This is a genomic window from Xanthobacter aminoxidans, assembly GCF_023571765.1.
GTDB lineage: Bacteria > Pseudomonadota > Alphaproteobacteria > Rhizobiales > Xanthobacteraceae > Xanthobacter > Xanthobacter aminoxidans.
In genome coordinates this window covers 89,888-105,439 of record NZ_JAMJXC010000005.1, presented here as the reverse complement: position 1 = coordinate 105,439, position 15,552 = coordinate 89,888, and the positions used below count along the sequence as shown (strand labels likewise).

Genomic DNA, 15,552 nt, shown 5'->3' with positions numbered 1-15,552 from the left:
AAAGGCCCGCGCAAAAGGCGCGGCAAGCAATAATCGTGGAGGAATACCGATGAGCCTCGATGTCTCTGGCAGCCGCCCTGCGGCCGCCGGCGCGCGCTGGTATGTGGGCGCCACCAAGGCCCAATGGCAGTCGTTCTGGTCCGCCTATCTCGGCTGGGCCCTCGACATCATGGACCTGCTGCTGTTCGCGATGCTGATCAGCCACATCAGCGCGGACCTCGGCATGGAGCGGTCCACCGCCGGCATGATCGCCTCCGCGAGCCTCGTGGCCACCGCCTTCGGCGGCCTCGTCTTCGGCTTCCTGGCCGACCGCATCGGCCGCACCCGGTCCATGGTGCTCTCCATCCTGTGCTACTCGGTGGGCACCCTGCTGTGCGGCTTCTCCCAGAGCATCGCGCAGTTGCTGCTGTTCCGCGTTGTCGTCGGCCTCGGTGTCGGCGGCGAGTGGTCGGCCGGCGCGGCCCTCATCACCGAGACCTGGCCCGCCCAGCACCGCGGCAAGGTGATGGCCTGGGTGCAGAGCGCGTTTGCCTCGGGCTATGCGCTGGCGGCCATCGTCGCGGCGGTGCTGCTGCCGGTGATCGGCTGGCGCGGCGTGTTCTTCTTCGGCATCGCCCCGGCGATGCTCGCCTTCTGGATCCGCCGCCACACGCCGGAGCCGGAGATCTGGAAGCAGCAGACCCGCCGCCTGACCTTCATGGAAACCGTGCGGATGCTGAGCGGCGAGCATGGACGCAGCACGCTGGTGTGCTTCGCCTTCACCGCGGCGGCCATGTGCGGCTACTGGGGTCTGTTCACCTGGATTCCCACCTGGCTCGCGACCCCCGTGGCCAATGGCGGTCCCGGCCTCGATCTCGTGAAGTCCACCACCTGGATCGTGGTGATGCAGGTGGGCGCGGCGCTCGGCTTCATCTCCTTCGGCTACGTGGCGGATTCGCTGGGCCGCAAGGTGGCGTTCATCGTCTACTTCGTGCTGTCGGCTATCGCGGTGCCGGTCTACACGATGATCTCCACGCCCACGGCGCTGCTGGCCTTCGGCCCTATCGTCGCCTTCTTCGGCACCGGCTTCTATTCCGGCTTCGCCCCCACCTTCGCCGAGATGTTCCCCACCAACGTGCGGGCCACGGCGCAGGGCTTCATCTACAACGCGGGCCGCGCGGTGAGCGCCCTCGCCCCCATGATGGTGGGCTTCCTTGCGACAAGCTACGGCCTCTCCGGTGCCCTCGCCTTCACGGCCGGCTTCTTCCTGCTCGCCGGCCTCATCGTCCTCATCTTCCTGCCCGAGACGAAGGGAGCCAAGCTCCAATGAATGCCGTCACTTCCGCGCCGTCCCGCAGCTTCGATTTCGAGGACTGGCTGAAGGCCGCCGAGGCTGCCCGCAGCATCGACCTCAGCCACCCCATGCAGAAGGGAATGCCCATCCACCCGGCGCATCCCCCCTTCCACATCACCCTCAACAACCGGCACGGCGACGTGCTGCGCTCCTGCGGCCACTCCTCGTCCAACGAGCTGATGGTGACGAGCACCCACTCGTCCACCCACATCGATGCCCTGTGCCACGTCTCCGAGCATGGCGCGCTCTATGGCAAGTATGATGCGGGCAAGGAGCAGCAGGGCACCGGCCTGTTCAAGGTGCACGGGGCGGAGACCATCGCCCCCATCTTCCGGCGCGGCGTGCTGCTCGACGTGGCGCGCGCGCTTGGTGTCGAGGCGCTCGATCCCGCCCACGAGATCACCGTGGCGGAGCTGGAGGCGGCCGAGGCCGCATCCGGCTCCCGTGTGGGCGCGGGCGACGTGGTGCTGGTGCGCACCGGCTGGGCGGCCTACTGGCAAGATTCGCCGAAATATCTCGGCCTCGATTCCGCCGGCGCGCCGGGACCGGGCGTCGAGGGCGGGCGCTGGCTTGCGGCGCGCAAACCGTTCTCCGTGGGCTCCGACACGTCGGCGTTCGAGGTGATGAACCACCACAACATCACGTTGGAGGTGCACATGATCCTCATCGCCCAGAACGGCATCCACATCATCGAGAACCTCACCCTCGACGAGCTGGGCGCGGCGGGTCAGGGCTCCTTCGCCTTCGTCGCCCAGCCGCTGCGGATCACCGGCGCCACGGGCTCGCCGGTCCGCCCCCTCGCCCTCCTGTGACCCCGCGCCGGAACACGCACCCATGATGACCGAAGAGGAGCGCCGCCTCGGCGCAGAATCCATTCTCAAGGCCGAGCGCGAGGGCAAGCCCGTCGTCCAGCTCAGCCGCACCTTCCCACACATGGAGATCGAGGACGCCTACCGCGTGCAGGATCTGTGGGCGCAGGCGCGCATCGCCAACGGCGCCCGCGTGGCCGGGCACAAGATCGGCCTCACCTCCCGCGCCATGCAGATGGCCTCGAAGATGACCGAGCCGGACTATGGCCGCATCCTCGACGACGCGCTGTTCAATGACGGCGCCCAGATTCCCGCCGCGCGCTTCATCAAGCCGCGCCTGGAGGTAGAGCTGGCCTTCGTGATGGGTGAGGACCTCGAAGGGCCGGGCGTGCGCATCTATGACGTGATGCGCGCCACCGAGTTCGTCGTGCCGGCGCTGGAGATCATCGACTATCGCACCGAGGTGCCCCGCGCCATCGTGGACACCATCGCCGACAACGCCGCCTTCGCGGCCATCGTGGTGGGCGGCCGCGTCATCCGCCCCATGGACATCGACATCCGCTGGGTGGGCGCAACGCTCTCCAAGAACGGCATCATCGAGGAGAGCGGCGTCTCGGCCGCCATCATGGGCCATCCGGCGGCCGGTATCGCCTGGCTGGTGAACAAGCTTTCCGCCGTGGGCGCGAAGCTGGAGAAGGGGCAGATCGTACTGGCGGGCTCCTTCACCCGGCCCGTGGACATCGCCGCTGGCGACGTGATAACCGCCGATTATGGACCGGTGGGCGCCATCAGCGTCTCCTTCACCTGAGGCTTTCACCTGAGGCTTTCCCATGGACCTGCCCCGCAACGCCTTCAAGGCGGCCCTGATCGAGGGCCGCCAGCAGCTCGGCCTCTGGTGCACCCTCTCCAGCGCCTATGCCACCGAGGTGGTGGCCGGCGCCGGTTACGACTGGCTGCTCCTCGATACGGAACATTCCCCGGCCGAGCTGACGACGGTCCTCGCCCAGTTGCAGGCGGTCTCGGCCTATCCGGTGTCCCCGGTGGTGCGGCCGGCGGCCAATGACACCGTGCTCATCAAGCGCCTGCTCGACATCGGCGCGCAGAGCGTGCTGATCCCCTACGTCCAGAATGCCGAGGAGGCCCGCGCCGCGGTGGCCGCCACCCGGTATCCGCCCGATGGTATCCGGGGCGTATCCGCCCTCACCCGCGCCACCCGCTTCGGCCGGGTGAAGAACTATGCCCACGCTGCCGCGCAGGAATTGTGCCTGCTGGTTCAGGTGGAAACGCAGGAGGCGCTCGACCAGATCGACGCCATCGCCGCTGTCGAGGGTGTCGACGGCATCTTCATCGGCCCCGGCGACCTTGCCGCGAGCCTCGGCCATGTGGGCGACCTGAAGCATGCCCGCGTGGTGGATGCCGTGGAAAATGCCATCGTCCGCATCCGCGCCACCGGCAAGCCGGCGGGCATCCTCACGGGCGACCCCGCCTTCGCCAAGCGCTGCATCGATCTCGGCACCACCTTCACGGCCATCGGCGTCGACGCGGGCATCCTCGCGCGCCAGTCGGAGCAGGCGCTCGCGGCCTTCCGCTAGACCAGCGCTGGATTTAGGCCGGCGAGCCAATCACATCAGGCGCACCGGAAACGGCCGCCGCACGTCGGCCTTGGGTACGGGCCGTTTCGGGACCGGGCCGTCTCAGGCCCCAGCCGGCGGGCGGTTGTAGCCGGGCGGCTGGGCGCGCTCGAACGCCGCCGCCGCGCGCACCACATCGTCCTCGCAATAGGAACGGCCGACGATCTGAAGGCCGATGGGCATGCCCTGCGGCGAGAGGCCGGCGCAGACCGCCCCGGCGGGCTGGCCGGTGAGGTTGAAGGGGTAAGTGTAGAACACCCAGGACACAAGATTGCGGTCCTCCAGCCCCTCCGGCAGGTTCCGCCCGGCCTCAAGCGCGCTCACCGGGAGCACCGGGGAGATCAGCAGGTCGTAGCGCTCGAAGAACAGGCGCATTTTCTCGCGCAAGGCGTAGCGGGCGAAGACGCTGGCATAGTAGCTCTTCATCTCCTGGCGGAGGGCCGGCATCAGGATGTCCGCCACCGCCGGGTCCAGAAGCGCGCGGCGGTTTTCCAGCACATCGCGCAGGCGGGTGCCGACACCGGCATAGAATTCCGCGGTCCACAAATCGGCCGGGTCGGTGTCGAACACCGCATCCACCTGCTCCACATGGCAGCCCAGCGCCTCGAAGGTCTGGGCGGCACGGTCGGTCGCGGCAATCACCTCGGGCGCGGGGCGGGCGTAGCCGAAGGTGGGGCTGTAGGCGACGCGCATGCCGGCCACCGAGGCCTGCGCCGCGCCCATCACATCCGGCACCGGGCCGGCGACGGCGAAGGGATCGCGCCGGTCGTGCCCGGCCACGGCGGAAAACAGCAGCGCCGCATCGCTCATGGAGCGGGCGATGGGACCCACATGGGCCAGCGTCGGCGTCGCCGAGGTGGGCCAGACCGGCACCCGGCCGAACTGGCCCTTCAGCCCCGAAAGCCCGCTGAAGGCACAGGGAATGCGGATGGACCCGCCGCCGTCGGTGCCCAGCGCGAACGGGGTGATGCCGGCCGCCACCGAGGCCGCGGCCCCCGCGCTCGACCCGCCCGGCGTCATGGCGAGGTTCCACGGGTTGCGGGTGATGCCGGTGAGCGGGCTGTCGCCGATGGGCTTGCAGCCGAATTCGCTGGTGGTGGTCTTGCCGATGAGGATGCCGCCCTGCGCCTTCGCCCGCTCCACGGCGGGGGCGTCCACCTCAGCGATGTTGTCGGCCATGGCGCGGGAGCCGGAGGCATAGCGCACCCCCTTCACCGCCATCAGGTCCTTGGCGGAAAACGGCAGTCCGTGGATGAGGCCGAGCGGCGCGCCCTTCATCACCGCATCCTCGGCGACGCGGGCGGCGGCCATGGCCTCCTCCTCCAGGATGACGAAGAAGGCGTTGAGGGTCGGCTGGGTGGCGATGGCGCGATCAAGGGCGCGGCGCGTCAGCTCCACCGGTGAGACGTCGCGCCGGGCCACCAGCGTGCGCAGGACCGTCGCGCTCAGGGTGTCGAACTCCGCGGACATGGGGCTGCTCCGGCGCGGGATTGATCTTGGGTGAAGACCGCAAAATGAGCGCTGCTGGATGGTCGGCAGTGACCATCCAGCAGACCCATACGTCTAGTCAGGGCAGAAGAGACGTATTCGCAATGATCAGTTGAGGATGGCGAAGGCGCGCACTGGCGATCCGGAGCCGCCCTTGAACTTCAGCGGCACGCCGAAGAACTGGAATTCGCCCTTGCCCACCAGCTCTTCCAGATTCACCAACCATTCCCAGTGGCTCATGCCGAGGTCGCGGCACAGGCGGTGCTGGGCGAAGATGTTGTCGGAGGGCTTGTCGGTGGAGGGGCCTTCCACGCCCTGCATCTTCGAGCCGCGGTCATACAGCCACTTGGTGGCTTCCGCCGTGAGCAGCGGATTCTTCCACACGGAATCCAGGCTCGGATAGTTGCGGTTGTGGAAGCCCGTGCACAACAGCACGATGTGCCCGTCCACCTTCACGCCGGCGGCCGCCTCGGCCTTCTCCATATCCTCGACGGTGATCTCGCCGAGGTCCGGGATGTGGCGCAGGTCGAAGCACACGGCCTTGCCCATGAACATCTCCAGCGGCATCTCGTCGATGGGCGCGCCGTCCGGCTTCACATGGCGGAAGGCATCCACATGGGTGCCCACGTGGTCGAGCATGGCGATGAAATTCGTCTGGAAGGTCATGGCGTCGCCGGGCACGCCGAGGCCCAGCGCCTTCGAGCTTTCGTGGCTCATGTGGGTGGTGATGACCGGCCGCTGAAACAGCTTGTGGGCCGGCATGTTGTCTTCGATGAGCAGGCTGAGATCGACGATTCTGGACATGGGGGCTCCTTGGACTGGACGGACTTGCAAAATGATGAGGCTCAGGCCGCCGGTTTCTTGCGGCCGAGGAAGGCTTCCATCACCTCGGGATCGCGGGCGAGCACCTGGCTCGGCCCCTCCCGCGCGACGCGGCCGTTGGCGATGACATAGGCATGGTCGGCGATGGCCAGCGCATAGGAGGCGAGCTGTTCCACCAGAAGGATGGTGAGGCCGGCCTTGTTGAGGGTGGAGAGCACGCCCATGAGCTGGTCGACGATCTTGGGCGCGAGGCCGAGCGACAGCTCGTCGATGATGAGCAGCTCAGGCTCGGCCATCAGCCCGCGGGCGATGGCCAGCATCTGCTGTTCGCCGCCGGACATGGAGCCGGCCTGCTGGGTAAGGCGCTCCTTGAGGCGCGGGAACAGCTCCAGCACCTTGTCGCGGGTCTGTTTCGCCCGCGCGCCCTTCAGCCCGCCATGGACATAGGCGCCGAGGATGAGATTGTCCTCCACGCTCTGGTCGGGGAAGATCAGCCGGCCTTCCGGCACCATGACGATGCCTTGGCCCACCTTGGCGTTGGCGCTCATGCGGGTGGTATCGGCGCCGCGAAACAGCACCTTGCCGCCGGAGGGGGCGACGAGGCCGGTCGCGCCCTTCACCATGGACGACTTTCCGGCCCCGTTGTTGCCGATCACCGCCACCAATTGGCCGCGCTTCACCTTGAGGGAGATGTCGCGGACCGCCACCGCCGCGCCGTATCGCAATTCCATGGACTGGATGTCGAGCAGCACGTCCGCCGTGTGGGTATCGGGAGGGGTCATGCCGTCACCTCGGCCGGGTTCGCGTGGTCGAGGGAGGTGCCGAAATAGGCCTCGATGACGCGCGGGTTCTCCTGCACCACGGCGGGCGTGTCGCTGGCGATCACCTGGCCGTAGTCCAGCACAGTCACCGTGTCGGCCACCGCCATGATGAGCTCCACATGGTGCTCGATGAGCAGCACCGAGACCCCCAGCGCCGCGATGCGCCGGATCATGGCTTCCAGCTCGTCGATCTCCTGCGTGGTGAGCCCGGCGGCGGGCTCGTCCAGCAGCAGCAGGCGCGGCCGGGGGGCCAATGCGCGGGCGATCTCAAGGCGGCGCTGGAGGCCGAAGGGCAGGAAGCGCGCCTCCTCGTTGGCATAGTCCTCAAGCCCCACGAACACGAGCAGGCCGATGGCGGCGCGCCGGCATTCCTCGTCCTGCCGCCGCATGGCCCCGGTGCGGAGCACCGCGGCGAGGAGCCCGTAGCCGAGGCGCTGCTGGTAGCCCACCATCACGTTTTCCAGCACGGTCATCTCGCCGAACAATTCGGTGTTCTGGAAGGTGCGGGAGAGGCCGGCGCGGGCGATCTCGTGGGAGGCCTTGCCGGCAAGCTGGATGCCGTCCAGCTCGAAGGCGCCCTCGCTCGGCTGGTAGAAGCCGGAGATGGTGTTGACGAAGGTGGACTTGCCGGCGCCGTTCGGCCCGATGAGGGCATGCACCTCGCCCGGCTTCACCCGCAGCGAGGCTTTCGCCAGCGCCGTGAGCCCGCCGAACCGCACGGTGAGGTCGCGCGCCACCAGCTCGGATTTCTGCGCGCGGGGATCGAGCCGCAGCGTGTCCTCGGCGGGCAGGCCTTCGGACGCGGCGACCGCGCGCGGCACAGGCACCAGCCGCTTCAGGCCGGCGGCGAGCGAGCCCATGATGCCGCGCGGCATCACGAACATCACGATGAGCAGCAGCGCGCCATAGGCGAACTTCTGCCACACCGCGAACTCCTGCAGATATTCCGGCAGATAGGTGAGGATATAGGCGCCCAGCACCGGCCCGAAGGTGGAGGCGGCGCCGCCCAGGATCACCATGAGCAGGAAGCGCACGCTGTCCGAGAAGGTGAAGATGTCGGGCGAGATGTAGGAATTGAGGAAGGCGTAGAAGGTGCCGGCGAGGCCAGCCGTCACAGCCGCCGCAACGAAGGCCAGCGTGCGCATGGCGGTGGCGTCCACGCCCAGCGCCCGCGCCGCGATCTCGCTCTGGGACACCGCCAGCATGGCGCGGCCGTAGCGCGAGACCTTGAGATTGTGCGCGGCGGCGGTGGCGAGGAACAGCACCACGGCCAGCACGCCGTAGAAGGCATAGCCGGACAGCCGCACCCCGAACGCATTGGCCGAGGGAATGGAGGTGATGCCGGTGGTGCCGCCCGTGAGCGACTGCCATTCGATGGCGACATTCTCCACGATGAGGCCGAAGGCGATGGTGACCACGGCGAGATAGACCCCGCGCACCCGCACCGTGGGATAGGCGAGGAGCACGCCGAACCCGGCCGCCACGATCGCGGCGATGAGGCTCGACGAGATCATGTCGAAGCCCAGCCGCGTTGCCACGATGGCGCCGGTGTAGGAGCCGAGCGCGAACAGGCCCGCCTGTCCGAGGGAGACGAGGCCGGTCAGCCCCACCAGCACGTTCAGGCCCACGGCGATGATGCCGTAGATCAGGAACAGCATGAACAGGCGCAGCTCATACTCGTTGCCGGAGGTGAGCGGCACGATCACCAGGATGGCGGCGAGGGCCGCGAAACCCAGCAGGGTGAGATGGCGGGTGAGGTGTCTCATACCTTCATCACCTCCCGCTTGCCGAACAGGCCCTGGGGGAACACCAGCAAAGTGAGGATCATGAGGGAGAAGCCGATGATCTCGCGCGCGGCGGTGGAGATGTAGCCCTCGACGAACTTCTCCATCACCCCGTAGACGAGGCCGGTGATGACCACCCCCGGCGCCGAGGTGATGCCGCCGATGATGGCCACGGCGAAGCCCTTCAGGCCCGGCAGCACGCCCATGGCGGCGGAGGCCTGCACAACCGGAGCGACCAGCACACCGGCCGCCGCGCCCAGAAGCCCGGCAAGGGCGAAGGAGAAGGCGACCACCGCATTCACGTTGATGCCCATGAGGGCCGCGGCATTCTTGTTATGGGCCACCGCCCGCATGGCGCGGCCGACCAGGGTGTGGCGTTGGAGGGCCCGCAGGCCAAGCATGGCCACCACCGCCACCAGCGGGATCACCAATTCCTGCGGATAGATGCCGGCGCCGAGGATATGCACCGAGGAAGCCACGCCCGGCGAGGGCAGCGGCCGGGCGTAGCCCTGGGTCTGGATGGTGGCGAAGCTCTCCACCATGATGCCCACGGCGATGGTGGTGAGCATCCACCCCACCGAGCCCTGCTGGGACAGGAAGGGGCGCACCGCGATGCGCTCCAGCACCAGCCCGAACAGGCCGCCGGCCAGCACCGCCACGAGGCAGGCGAGGCCCAGCGGCAGGCCGGCCGCGAGCAGATAGACGGCCAGCAGGCCACCGATCATCAGCGTGTCGCCATGGGCGAAGTTCACGGCCTTGGCGGACGACCACATGATGTGGAAGCCGAGGGCCACCAGGGCGTAGATGCCGCCGATGGCAAGGCCGGACAGGATGTATTGCACCACTGTGGTCATTGCGGGCGACCTGTCGATGGGAGGGGGCCCGGCCGTGGCCGGTCGAGGCGCGGGGCGGCTGCGCGGGAGAGGCAGAAGCGGGAGGCGGCGAGGGAAACCGCCTCCCGCGCGGGCTCACTTGTCGTAGGGCGAGCCCTTGAGGGGGATCAGCTTGCCGTCGTGCCAGACGGTCAGCAGGTAGTATTGCGGCAGGATGGCGTCCTGGCGCTCGGGATCGGCCTTGTCGAAGGCGGGCTTGTAGGGGGCGACGAGGCCGTCGCGGCTCACCTGGTAGAGGGCCTGCTGCACCTTCTTCCAGTCGAAGGAGCCGGCGATCTTGATGGCGTCGGCCAGCACGTAGACCGCGTCATAGGAATTCGCGATGCCGGACGGCGCCTTGATGTCCTTCGGGTCCTTGATGCCGGTCTTGGCCTCGACGGCGGCAAGCAGCTTCTTGCCGGCCTCGCTCTGCGGGGTGAGGAAGGAGTAGGTCTGCATCACCCGCACGCCGTTGGCGAGAGGCCCGGCCAGCTCGCCGAGATTGCCGGAGATGCCCCAGGCGCCGATGATGGCCGGCTTCCAGCTCGCCTTGTCCATGGACCGCAGGATCTGGTTGGCCTCGCGGTCGAGGGACCACACGATGACCACGTCCGCCCCGGCGTCGCGGGCGCGGATCACCTGGGGCGACATGTCCTGGTCGTTCCAGTTGAAGGTCTCGGCGGCGACCAGCTCCTTGCCCTTGGCGGCAAGCGCGGCCTTCACGTCCGGCAAGGCGCCGTTGCCCCAGCCGGTGTTCTCGTAGAAGAACGCCACCTTGCCGGTCTTCGACGCCTTCAGGGCCTCGTCCACCAGGAAGCGGGCGACCCACTTGTCCTTGGCGGAGACGCGGAACATGAAGTTGGGATCGCGCCCGTTCTCGATGGCCTTGGTGTTGGCCGCCCACACGCCCATGTAGGGAATGCCGATCTCGTGGATCGGGTCCACCTGCGCCAGAGCGACGGTGGAATGGAAGCCGCCGAGCACGGCGATGCACTTGTCCGCCAGCGCGATGCGGCGGGTGTTGTCGACGCCGCGCGGCGGGGCACCGGCATCGTCATACTGCACCAGCCGCAGCTTCTTGCCGAGCACGCCGCCGGCCGCGTTGATCTCGTCGATGGCGATCTCGGCGCCCATCTTGATGGCGAGGCCCGAGAAGGCGGCCGGGCCGGTGACGGCGGCGGAATTGCCGATACAGGGTTCCTGATCGGCCAGCGCCGTGGCCGAGAGGCCGGTGCAAAGGCCGAGCGCCACCGTCGCGGCCAGGAGCTGGCCGCGCAAAATGCTCTGTGGAGGCATGTCTGTTTCTCCTGCCGTGTACAGGACGCGCCGGGCATGACCGCCCGAAAATCATCTGCGAGATGAGGCTGATATAGGCGCTGCCTCAGGACAAAGATTATTTTCCGATCACATATATAGGCCCAGCCTATAGGATGCTTTAATAGGCTGCACCGAACCCAAATCGACCGTATCAAACCATTGATTATTATCGATTTATGCCACTTTATAGCCCATAGTTTGTGCATATGGCTATATATCATGCAATTTGACAATCGCCTTTAGGCAATGCCATTTCAGATAATGCAAAGGTGAGCCATGGACCTTCGTCAGCTCAAATACTTCGTCCAGATTGCAGAGAGCGGGAATTTCTCGCGTGCGGCAGAGGTTTTGCGCATTGCTCAGCCCTCGCTGAGCCAGCAGATGAAGAATCTGGAGGAAGAGCTGGGCGTCGAACTGCTCATGCGCCATGCGCGCGGCGTCACGCCCTCCGAGCTGGGACAGCAATTCTACGACCATGCCCGCCGCATCCTTGAGGAGGTGGACCGGGTGAAGGACCAGGTTCGCTCCACGTCGCTCAATCCATCGGGACGGGTGTCGGTGGGGCTGCCCACCTCTGCCTGCCGGGGCCTCGGACTGCCGCTGATCTCCGCGATGGCCGAACAGCAGCCCAAGATCGCCCTCCACGTGGTGGAGGCCATGACCGGCTATCTCGACGATCTCCTCCAGGCCGGCCGGCTGGACGTGGCCCTGCTGTACGACCACAAGGCGTTCGAGCACGTGGCCTGGACCGAGATGATGGTCGAGGACCTCATGCTGTTCACAGCGCCCGATCACCCTCTGGCAGCCAAGGGCGCCATCGCGTTCCGCGACATGTTCGCGTGGCCCATCGTGTTGCCCGGCGCGCCCAACGTGATGCGCACGGTGATCGAGCAGTTCGCTGCCCGCAACGACGTGGAGCCCATCGCCACGGCCTGCGACAGCCTGCCCACCATCGCCCGTCTGGTGCGCTCCGGCCGGGCGTTGGGGGTGATGCCACATTTCGCTTTCATGGACGAGATGGCGCGCGGCGAGATGGTTGCCGTCCCCATTCTCGACCCGACGCCGTCCTGGCGGCTGTCCGTCGTCGTCTCCCAGCGCAGCATGAACCCGCGCGGCTCCGAGGCGGTGGCCAAGGTGATGGCCAATGTCATCGCCGAGATGGTCGAAGCCGGAACCTGGCGCGCCAAGCTCAAGGGCGAGAAGGCCCGCGCCAGCGTGAAGTGAAATCGCGGAAATCAACCCCTGCCAGCCGTCGAGGCCCCCCATGGACCTGATTGTCAAGAACGCCCGCCTGCCGGACGCGCCGGACCATATCGTCGATATCGCCATCACCGCCGGCCGGATCGAAGCCATCGCGCCCGAGATCACGGCTGACGCCGAGGTGGTGGATGCCGGGGGATGCCTCGTCGCCCCCGGTTTCGTGGAAACCCACATCCACCTCGACAAGTCCTGCATCCTCGATCGCTGCTCTTCCCGGCGGGGCGATCTGGAGGAGGCCATCGCCGAGGTGGCCCGCGCCAAGAAGGACTTCACCCCGGAGGATGTGTACGCCCGAGGCCGGCGCACCATCGAGAAAGCCATCGCCCAGGGCACCACCCACATGCGCACCCACCTGGAGGTGGACCCCGGCATCGGCCTGCGCGGCTTCGAGGGGGTGATGCAACTGGTGGCGGATTATCGCTGGGCCATCGACATCGAGGTCTGCGTGTTCCCGCAGGAGGGCCTCACCAACAATCCGGGCACCGCAGAGCTGATGGTGGAGGCGCTGCAACGCGGGGCGAAAGCGGTGGGCGCGGCGCCCTATACGGACACCGACCCGCACGGACAGATCGACCGGGTGTTCCAGATGGCCCGCGACTTCGACGTGGACATCGACATGCATCTGGATTTCGGCGCCGATCCCACGGCGCTCGATCTCGAATATGTCTGCGCGCTCACCGAACGCTTCGGCTGGGGCGGACGGGTGGCCATCGGCCATGTCACCAAGCTCGCCTATGTGGAACCGGAGCGGCTGGTGGAGATCGCCACGCGCATGCGCGATGCCGGCGTCGCGCTCACCGTGCTGCCCTCCACCGACCTGTTCCTGATGGGCCGGGATCGCACCTTCGCCAAGACGCGCGGCGTCACCCCGGCGCACCTGCTGCTGCAGCAGGGGGTGAACTGCTCGCTCTCCACCAACAATGTGCTGAACCCCTTCACCCCGTTCGGCGACTGCTCGCAATTGCGGATGGCGAACCTCAACGCCAACATCTGCCACGTGGGCTCGGCCCACGACATGACCGAGTGCTTCCACATGGTGACGAGCCGCCCCGCCCGCCTCATGAACCTTCCCGACTACGGGCTGGCGGTCGGCAAGGCGGCGGATTTCGTCATCATCGACAGCCCCTCCCCGCGCGATGCGGTGGCCGAGTTGTCCCCTGTCCTCGCGGCCTTCAAGGGCGGCCGGCGCACCTTGACGCGGGAGCGGGCGAAACTGCACTTTCCCGGCTGCGGGTGCGGACAATGAGCGGTGCCGATGCGTTCGGCGCCTTCATCTCCGGCCCCGCCTCGCCCGGCCCAGCGCCGCATTCGGCCCCCGCGCCGGCCCTGGTCTAACTTGCCTCATGCCTGATCGTGACGACTGTCGTCACGACGCCTTGCAGGCGACCAAGAAGGTATCCCAAGCCTGTCGTCAGGAGGAGGATCACCGCCGCCGAAAAGTCGGGAGAGACTCCCGTTCGACCGCCATGCTCCCCTGCCCCTGAAAGGAAATAGGCGGAAGCGACGAGCGCGGCCGCGAAGATACCGAGCCCGGCGAGGCGCATTCCGGCGGACGTGGCATGGGGCCGAGGCGCTGCGGGAGAAGGTGCGCCAAGCGAATGCACGACAGGAGCGGCAGGGCTGAGTGGCGGAGGAGGCATGGCAGCCGATGCCGGCCCATCCCCTTGTCCGAGAGGCCGGCGCGCGATGATCTCCTGCGCGAAACGCTTGAAGAAGGCGCCCGACATCTGCTTCGCGGTCGCGTCGATGAGGCGGGCGCCGAGCTGAGCCAGCTTCCCCCCCACCTGCGCATTGACCTCGTATCGCAGGATGGTGTCCGCCCCGGCCGCCTCAAGCGTGACCCTCGCCTCGCCCTTGGCGAAGCCGGCCATGCCGCCCTGGCCTTCGCCGCTGATGCGATAGCCGTTGGGCGGATCGAGGTCCGAAAGGGTCACGGCCCCCTCGAAACGGGCGCTGACCGGCCCCACCTTGAGCACCACCTTGGCGCTCATCTGCGTGTCGGAGCTTTTCACCAGCTCCTGGCAGCCCGGAATGCAGAGCTTGAGGATCTCCGGATCGTTGAGCGCCTGCCAGACCACCTCGCGCGGGGCCGGGATCAACTGTTCGCCGCTCATGTCCATGTGCGTGTCTCCCTTCCCCTTCAGGCCGGGGCGTCAATGCCGCCGAGGCCGCCCGCGAGACCGAGCAGGGTGGCGGAATGCTTGTCGGTCATATCGCGTCCTCTCAGCCCTGGAAGTCCACCACCAGCCGCACGACGGAGCCGTCGTGCAGCCGGTCGAAGCCTTCGTTGATGTCCTCAAGCGGGATGCGCCCGCTCATCAGGCGGTCCACGGGCAGGCGGCCGGCCTTGTAGAGCTCGACGTAGCGCGGCACGTCGCGCACCGGGACGCAGGTGCCGATATAACTGCCCTTCACCGTGCGCTCTTCCGCGACGAGGCTGACGATGTTCACCGGCAGCACCGCATCCGGCGGCGGCAAGCCGGCGGTGACAGTGGTGCCGCCGCGCTTGGTCATCTTGTAGGCATTCTCCAGCGCCCGCGCGGAGCCGGCGAACTCAAACACGAAGTCGGCCCCGCCGCCGGTGAGCGCGCGCACCTGCTCGATGGCATCGGGCGCGCGGGCATCCACGACGCCGGTGGCGCCGAAGTCCTTGGCCAGTTGCAGCTTTTCCGGCGACAGGTCCACCGCGACCACCCGCGCGGCGCCCGCCGCCAGAGCCCCGAGGACGGCGGCGAGGCCCACGCCCCCAAGACCGACCACAGCCACCGTCTCGCCCGCCTGCACACGGGCCGTGTTCACCACGGCACCGACCCCCGTCAGCACCGCGCAGCCGAACAGCGCAGCGACATCGAGGGGGATATCCTTGTCTATCCGGACCAATGAGCGACGCGAAACCACCGCATGGTCAGCGAAGGCCGAGCATCCCAGGTGATGATGGATGGTCTCCTCGCCCTCGTGCAGGCGGATCGCGCCGGTCAGCAGTTCGCCCTTGCCGTTGGCCACCGCGCCGGGCTCGCACAGGGCGGGGCGGCCCTGCGAGCAGGGCTGGCAATGGCCGCAACTGGGCATGAACACCATGACCACGTGGTCGCCCGGCTTCAGGTCGTCCACCCCGTCGCCGGCCTCGACCACGACACCCGCCGCCTCGTGGCCGATGGCCATGGGCATAGGCCGGGGGCGGCTGCCGTTGATGACGGAAAGGTCCGAGTGGCACAGGCCCGCCGCCGCGATCTTCACCAGCACCTCGTCGCGGCCGGGCCGGTCCAGCTCCACCTCCTCGATGTGGAGCGGCTGGCTCTGCGCGTAGGGCATCGGCGCGCCCATGCTGCGCAGGACGGCGGCTTTGATCTTCATGGCTTTGAGGCTCCCTGACGGTCGTCGAACGCGCCTGCCGCCAACTCCGGGCAGCTTGACA

14 protein-coding genes are annotated in these 15,552 nt (G+C 67.7%); 6 read left to right on the top strand and 8 right to left on the bottom strand.

All coding sequences use genetic code 11. The features are described from left to right. Positions 1-49 precede the first annotated feature (49 nt). From EJ105_RS10225 to hpaI, 4 genes are read left to right on the top strand one after another with little or no spacing between them, the layout of a single operon-like run. A complete protein-coding gene (locus tag EJ105_RS10225) occupies positions 50-1,309 on the top strand; it encodes an MFS transporter (RefSeq protein WP_250166246.1) in 1,260 nt (419 codons plus the stop codon). Next, a complete protein-coding gene (locus tag EJ105_RS10220) occupies positions 1,306-2,145 on the top strand; it encodes a cyclase family protein (protein WP_250166245.1) in 840 nt (279 codons plus the stop codon). The genes EJ105_RS10225 and EJ105_RS10220 overlap by 4 nt, the downstream gene beginning before the upstream one ends. A 22-nt stretch (positions 2,146-2,167) precedes the next feature. Continuing rightward, the gene (gene hpaH / locus EJ105_RS10215; protein ID WP_029554978.1) at positions 2,168-2,950 is read left to right on the top strand and encodes a 2-oxo-hept-4-ene-1,7-dioate hydratase; all 783 of its coding nucleotides are present in this window, start codon (positions 2,168-2,170) and stop codon (positions 2,948-2,950) included. A gap of 22 nt (positions 2,951-2,972) precedes the next feature. Continuing rightward, positions 2,973-3,734 carry a 4-hydroxy-2-oxoheptanedioate aldolase gene (hpaI, locus tag EJ105_RS10210; RefSeq protein WP_250166244.1) on the top strand — a complete coding sequence of 254 codons (762 nt, stop codon included), beginning with the start codon at positions 2,973-2,975 and terminating at the stop codon, positions 3,732-3,734. Between the two features lie 102 nt (positions 3,735-3,836). On the opposite strand, the gene EJ105_RS10205 is transcribed toward hpaI, so the two are convergent. From EJ105_RS10205 to EJ105_RS10180, 6 genes are all read right to left on the bottom strand, one after another. Further along, positions 3,837-5,243: an amidase family protein gene (locus tag EJ105_RS10205; RefSeq protein ID WP_250166243.1), complete on the bottom strand. Its 1,407-nt coding sequence runs from the start codon at positions 5,241-5,243 to the stop codon at positions 3,837-3,839. A 126-nt stretch (positions 5,244-5,369) separates the two neighbouring features. Continuing rightward, positions 5,370-6,065: a cyclase family protein gene (locus tag EJ105_RS10200; RefSeq protein ID WP_029554981.1), complete on the bottom strand. Its 696-nt coding sequence runs from the start codon at positions 6,063-6,065 to the stop codon at positions 5,370-5,372. A 41-nt stretch (positions 6,066-6,106) separates the two neighbouring features. After that, positions 6,107-6,865 (bottom strand): ABC transporter ATP-binding protein, encoded by a 759-nt coding sequence (locus EJ105_RS10195; protein ID WP_250166242.1) that lies wholly within the window; start codon positions 6,863-6,865, stop codon positions 6,107-6,109. After that, complete coding sequence (locus tag EJ105_RS10190; RefSeq protein WP_250166241.1) at positions 6,862-8,670, bottom strand: branched-chain amino acid ABC transporter ATP-binding protein/permease; 1,809 nt, start codon at positions 8,668-8,670, stop codon at positions 6,862-6,864. Before EJ105_RS10190 ends, EJ105_RS10195 begins: the two co-directional genes overlap by 4 nt. Further along, a complete protein-coding gene (locus tag EJ105_RS10185) occupies positions 8,667-9,542 on the bottom strand; it encodes a branched-chain amino acid ABC transporter permease (protein WP_024278090.1) in 876 nt (291 codons plus the stop codon). The genes EJ105_RS10190 and EJ105_RS10185 overlap by 4 nt, the downstream gene beginning before the upstream one ends. 114 nt (positions 9,543-9,656) lie before the next feature. After that, positions 9,657-10,856, bottom strand: a complete 1,200-nt coding sequence (locus EJ105_RS10180; protein ID WP_197022911.1) for an ABC transporter substrate-binding protein — start codon at positions 10,854-10,856, stop codon at positions 9,657-9,659. 297 nt (positions 10,857-11,153) lie between these two features. Here EJ105_RS10180 and EJ105_RS10175 point away from each other — a divergent pair, with 297 nt between their 5' ends. After that, positions 11,154-12,101 carry a LysR family transcriptional regulator gene (locus EJ105_RS10175; RefSeq protein ID WP_168459086.1) on the top strand — a complete coding sequence of 316 codons (948 nt, stop codon included), beginning with the start codon at positions 11,154-11,156 and terminating at the stop codon, positions 12,099-12,101. A 40-nt stretch (positions 12,102-12,141) separates the two neighbouring features. Then, positions 12,142-13,383, top strand: a complete 1,242-nt coding sequence (locus EJ105_RS10170; RefSeq protein WP_250166240.1) for an amidohydrolase family protein — start codon at positions 12,142-12,144, stop codon at positions 13,381-13,383. An 85-nt stretch (positions 13,384-13,468) separates the two neighbouring features. Here the strand turns inward: EJ105_RS10170 and EJ105_RS10165 are convergent, their stop codons facing one another. Both EJ105_RS10165 and EJ105_RS10160 read right to left on the bottom strand, forming a co-directional pair. Next, positions 13,469-14,257 carry an SRPBCC family protein gene (locus EJ105_RS10165; protein WP_250166239.1) on the bottom strand — a complete coding sequence of 263 codons (789 nt, stop codon included), beginning with the start codon at positions 14,255-14,257 and terminating at the stop codon, positions 13,469-13,471. 103 nt (positions 14,258-14,360) lie between these two features. After that, positions 14,361-15,491, bottom strand: coding sequence for a zinc-dependent alcohol dehydrogenase family protein (locus EJ105_RS10160; RefSeq protein WP_250166238.1), 1,131 nt, complete (start codon positions 15,489-15,491; stop codon positions 14,361-14,363). Positions 15,492-15,552: the final 61 nt, after the last annotated feature.

Excerpts from the sequence above, each read along its gene's own strand:
- EJ105_RS10170 (WP_250166240.1), top strand. The coding sequence starts at position 12,142 with ATGGACCTGATTGTCAAGAACGCCCGCCTGCCGGACGCGCCGGACCAT.
- EJ105_RS10200 (WP_029554981.1), bottom strand. The coding sequence starts at position 6,065 with ATGTCCAGAATCGTCGATCTCAGCCTGCTCATCGAAGACAACATGCCG.
- EJ105_RS10175 (WP_168459086.1), top strand. The coding sequence starts at position 11,154 with ATGGACCTTCGTCAGCTCAAATACTTCGTCCAGATTGCAGAGAGCGGG.
- EJ105_RS10180 (WP_197022911.1), bottom strand. The coding sequence starts at position 10,856 with ATGCCTCCACAGAGCATTTTGCGCGGCCAGCTCCTGGCCGCGACGGTG.
- EJ105_RS10205 (WP_250166243.1), bottom strand. The coding sequence starts at position 5,243 with ATGTCCGCGGAGTTCGACACCCTGAGCGCGACGGTCCTGCGCACGCTG.
- EJ105_RS10185 (WP_024278090.1), bottom strand. The coding sequence starts at position 9,542 with ATGACCACAGTGGTGCAATACATCCTGTCCGGCCTTGCCATCGGCGGC.
- hpaI (WP_250166244.1), top strand. The coding sequence starts at position 2,973 with ATGGACCTGCCCCGCAACGCCTTCAAGGCGGCCCTGATCGAGGGCCGC.
- EJ105_RS10220 (WP_250166245.1), top strand. The coding sequence starts at position 1,306 with ATGAATGCCGTCACTTCCGCGCCGTCCCGCAGCTTCGATTTCGAGGAC.
- EJ105_RS10225 (WP_250166246.1), top strand. The coding sequence starts at position 50 with ATGAGCCTCGATGTCTCTGGCAGCCGCCCTGCGGCCGCCGGCGCGCGC.
- EJ105_RS10160 (WP_250166238.1), bottom strand. The coding sequence starts at position 15,491 with ATGAAGATCAAAGCCGCCGTCCTGCGCAGCATGGGCGCGCCGATGCCC.
- hpaH (WP_029554978.1), top strand. The coding sequence starts at position 2,168 with ATGATGACCGAAGAGGAGCGCCGCCTCGGCGCAGAATCCATTCTCAAG.
- EJ105_RS10190 (WP_250166241.1), bottom strand. The coding sequence starts at position 8,670 with ATGAGACACCTCACCCGCCATCTCACCCTGCTGGGTTTCGCGGCCCTC.
- EJ105_RS10195 (WP_250166242.1), bottom strand. The coding sequence starts at position 6,865 with ATGACCCCTCCCGATACCCACACGGCGGACGTGCTGCTCGACATCCAG.
- EJ105_RS10165 (WP_250166239.1), bottom strand. The coding sequence starts at position 14,257 with ATGGACATGAGCGGCGAACAGTTGATCCCGGCCCCGCGCGAGGTGGTC.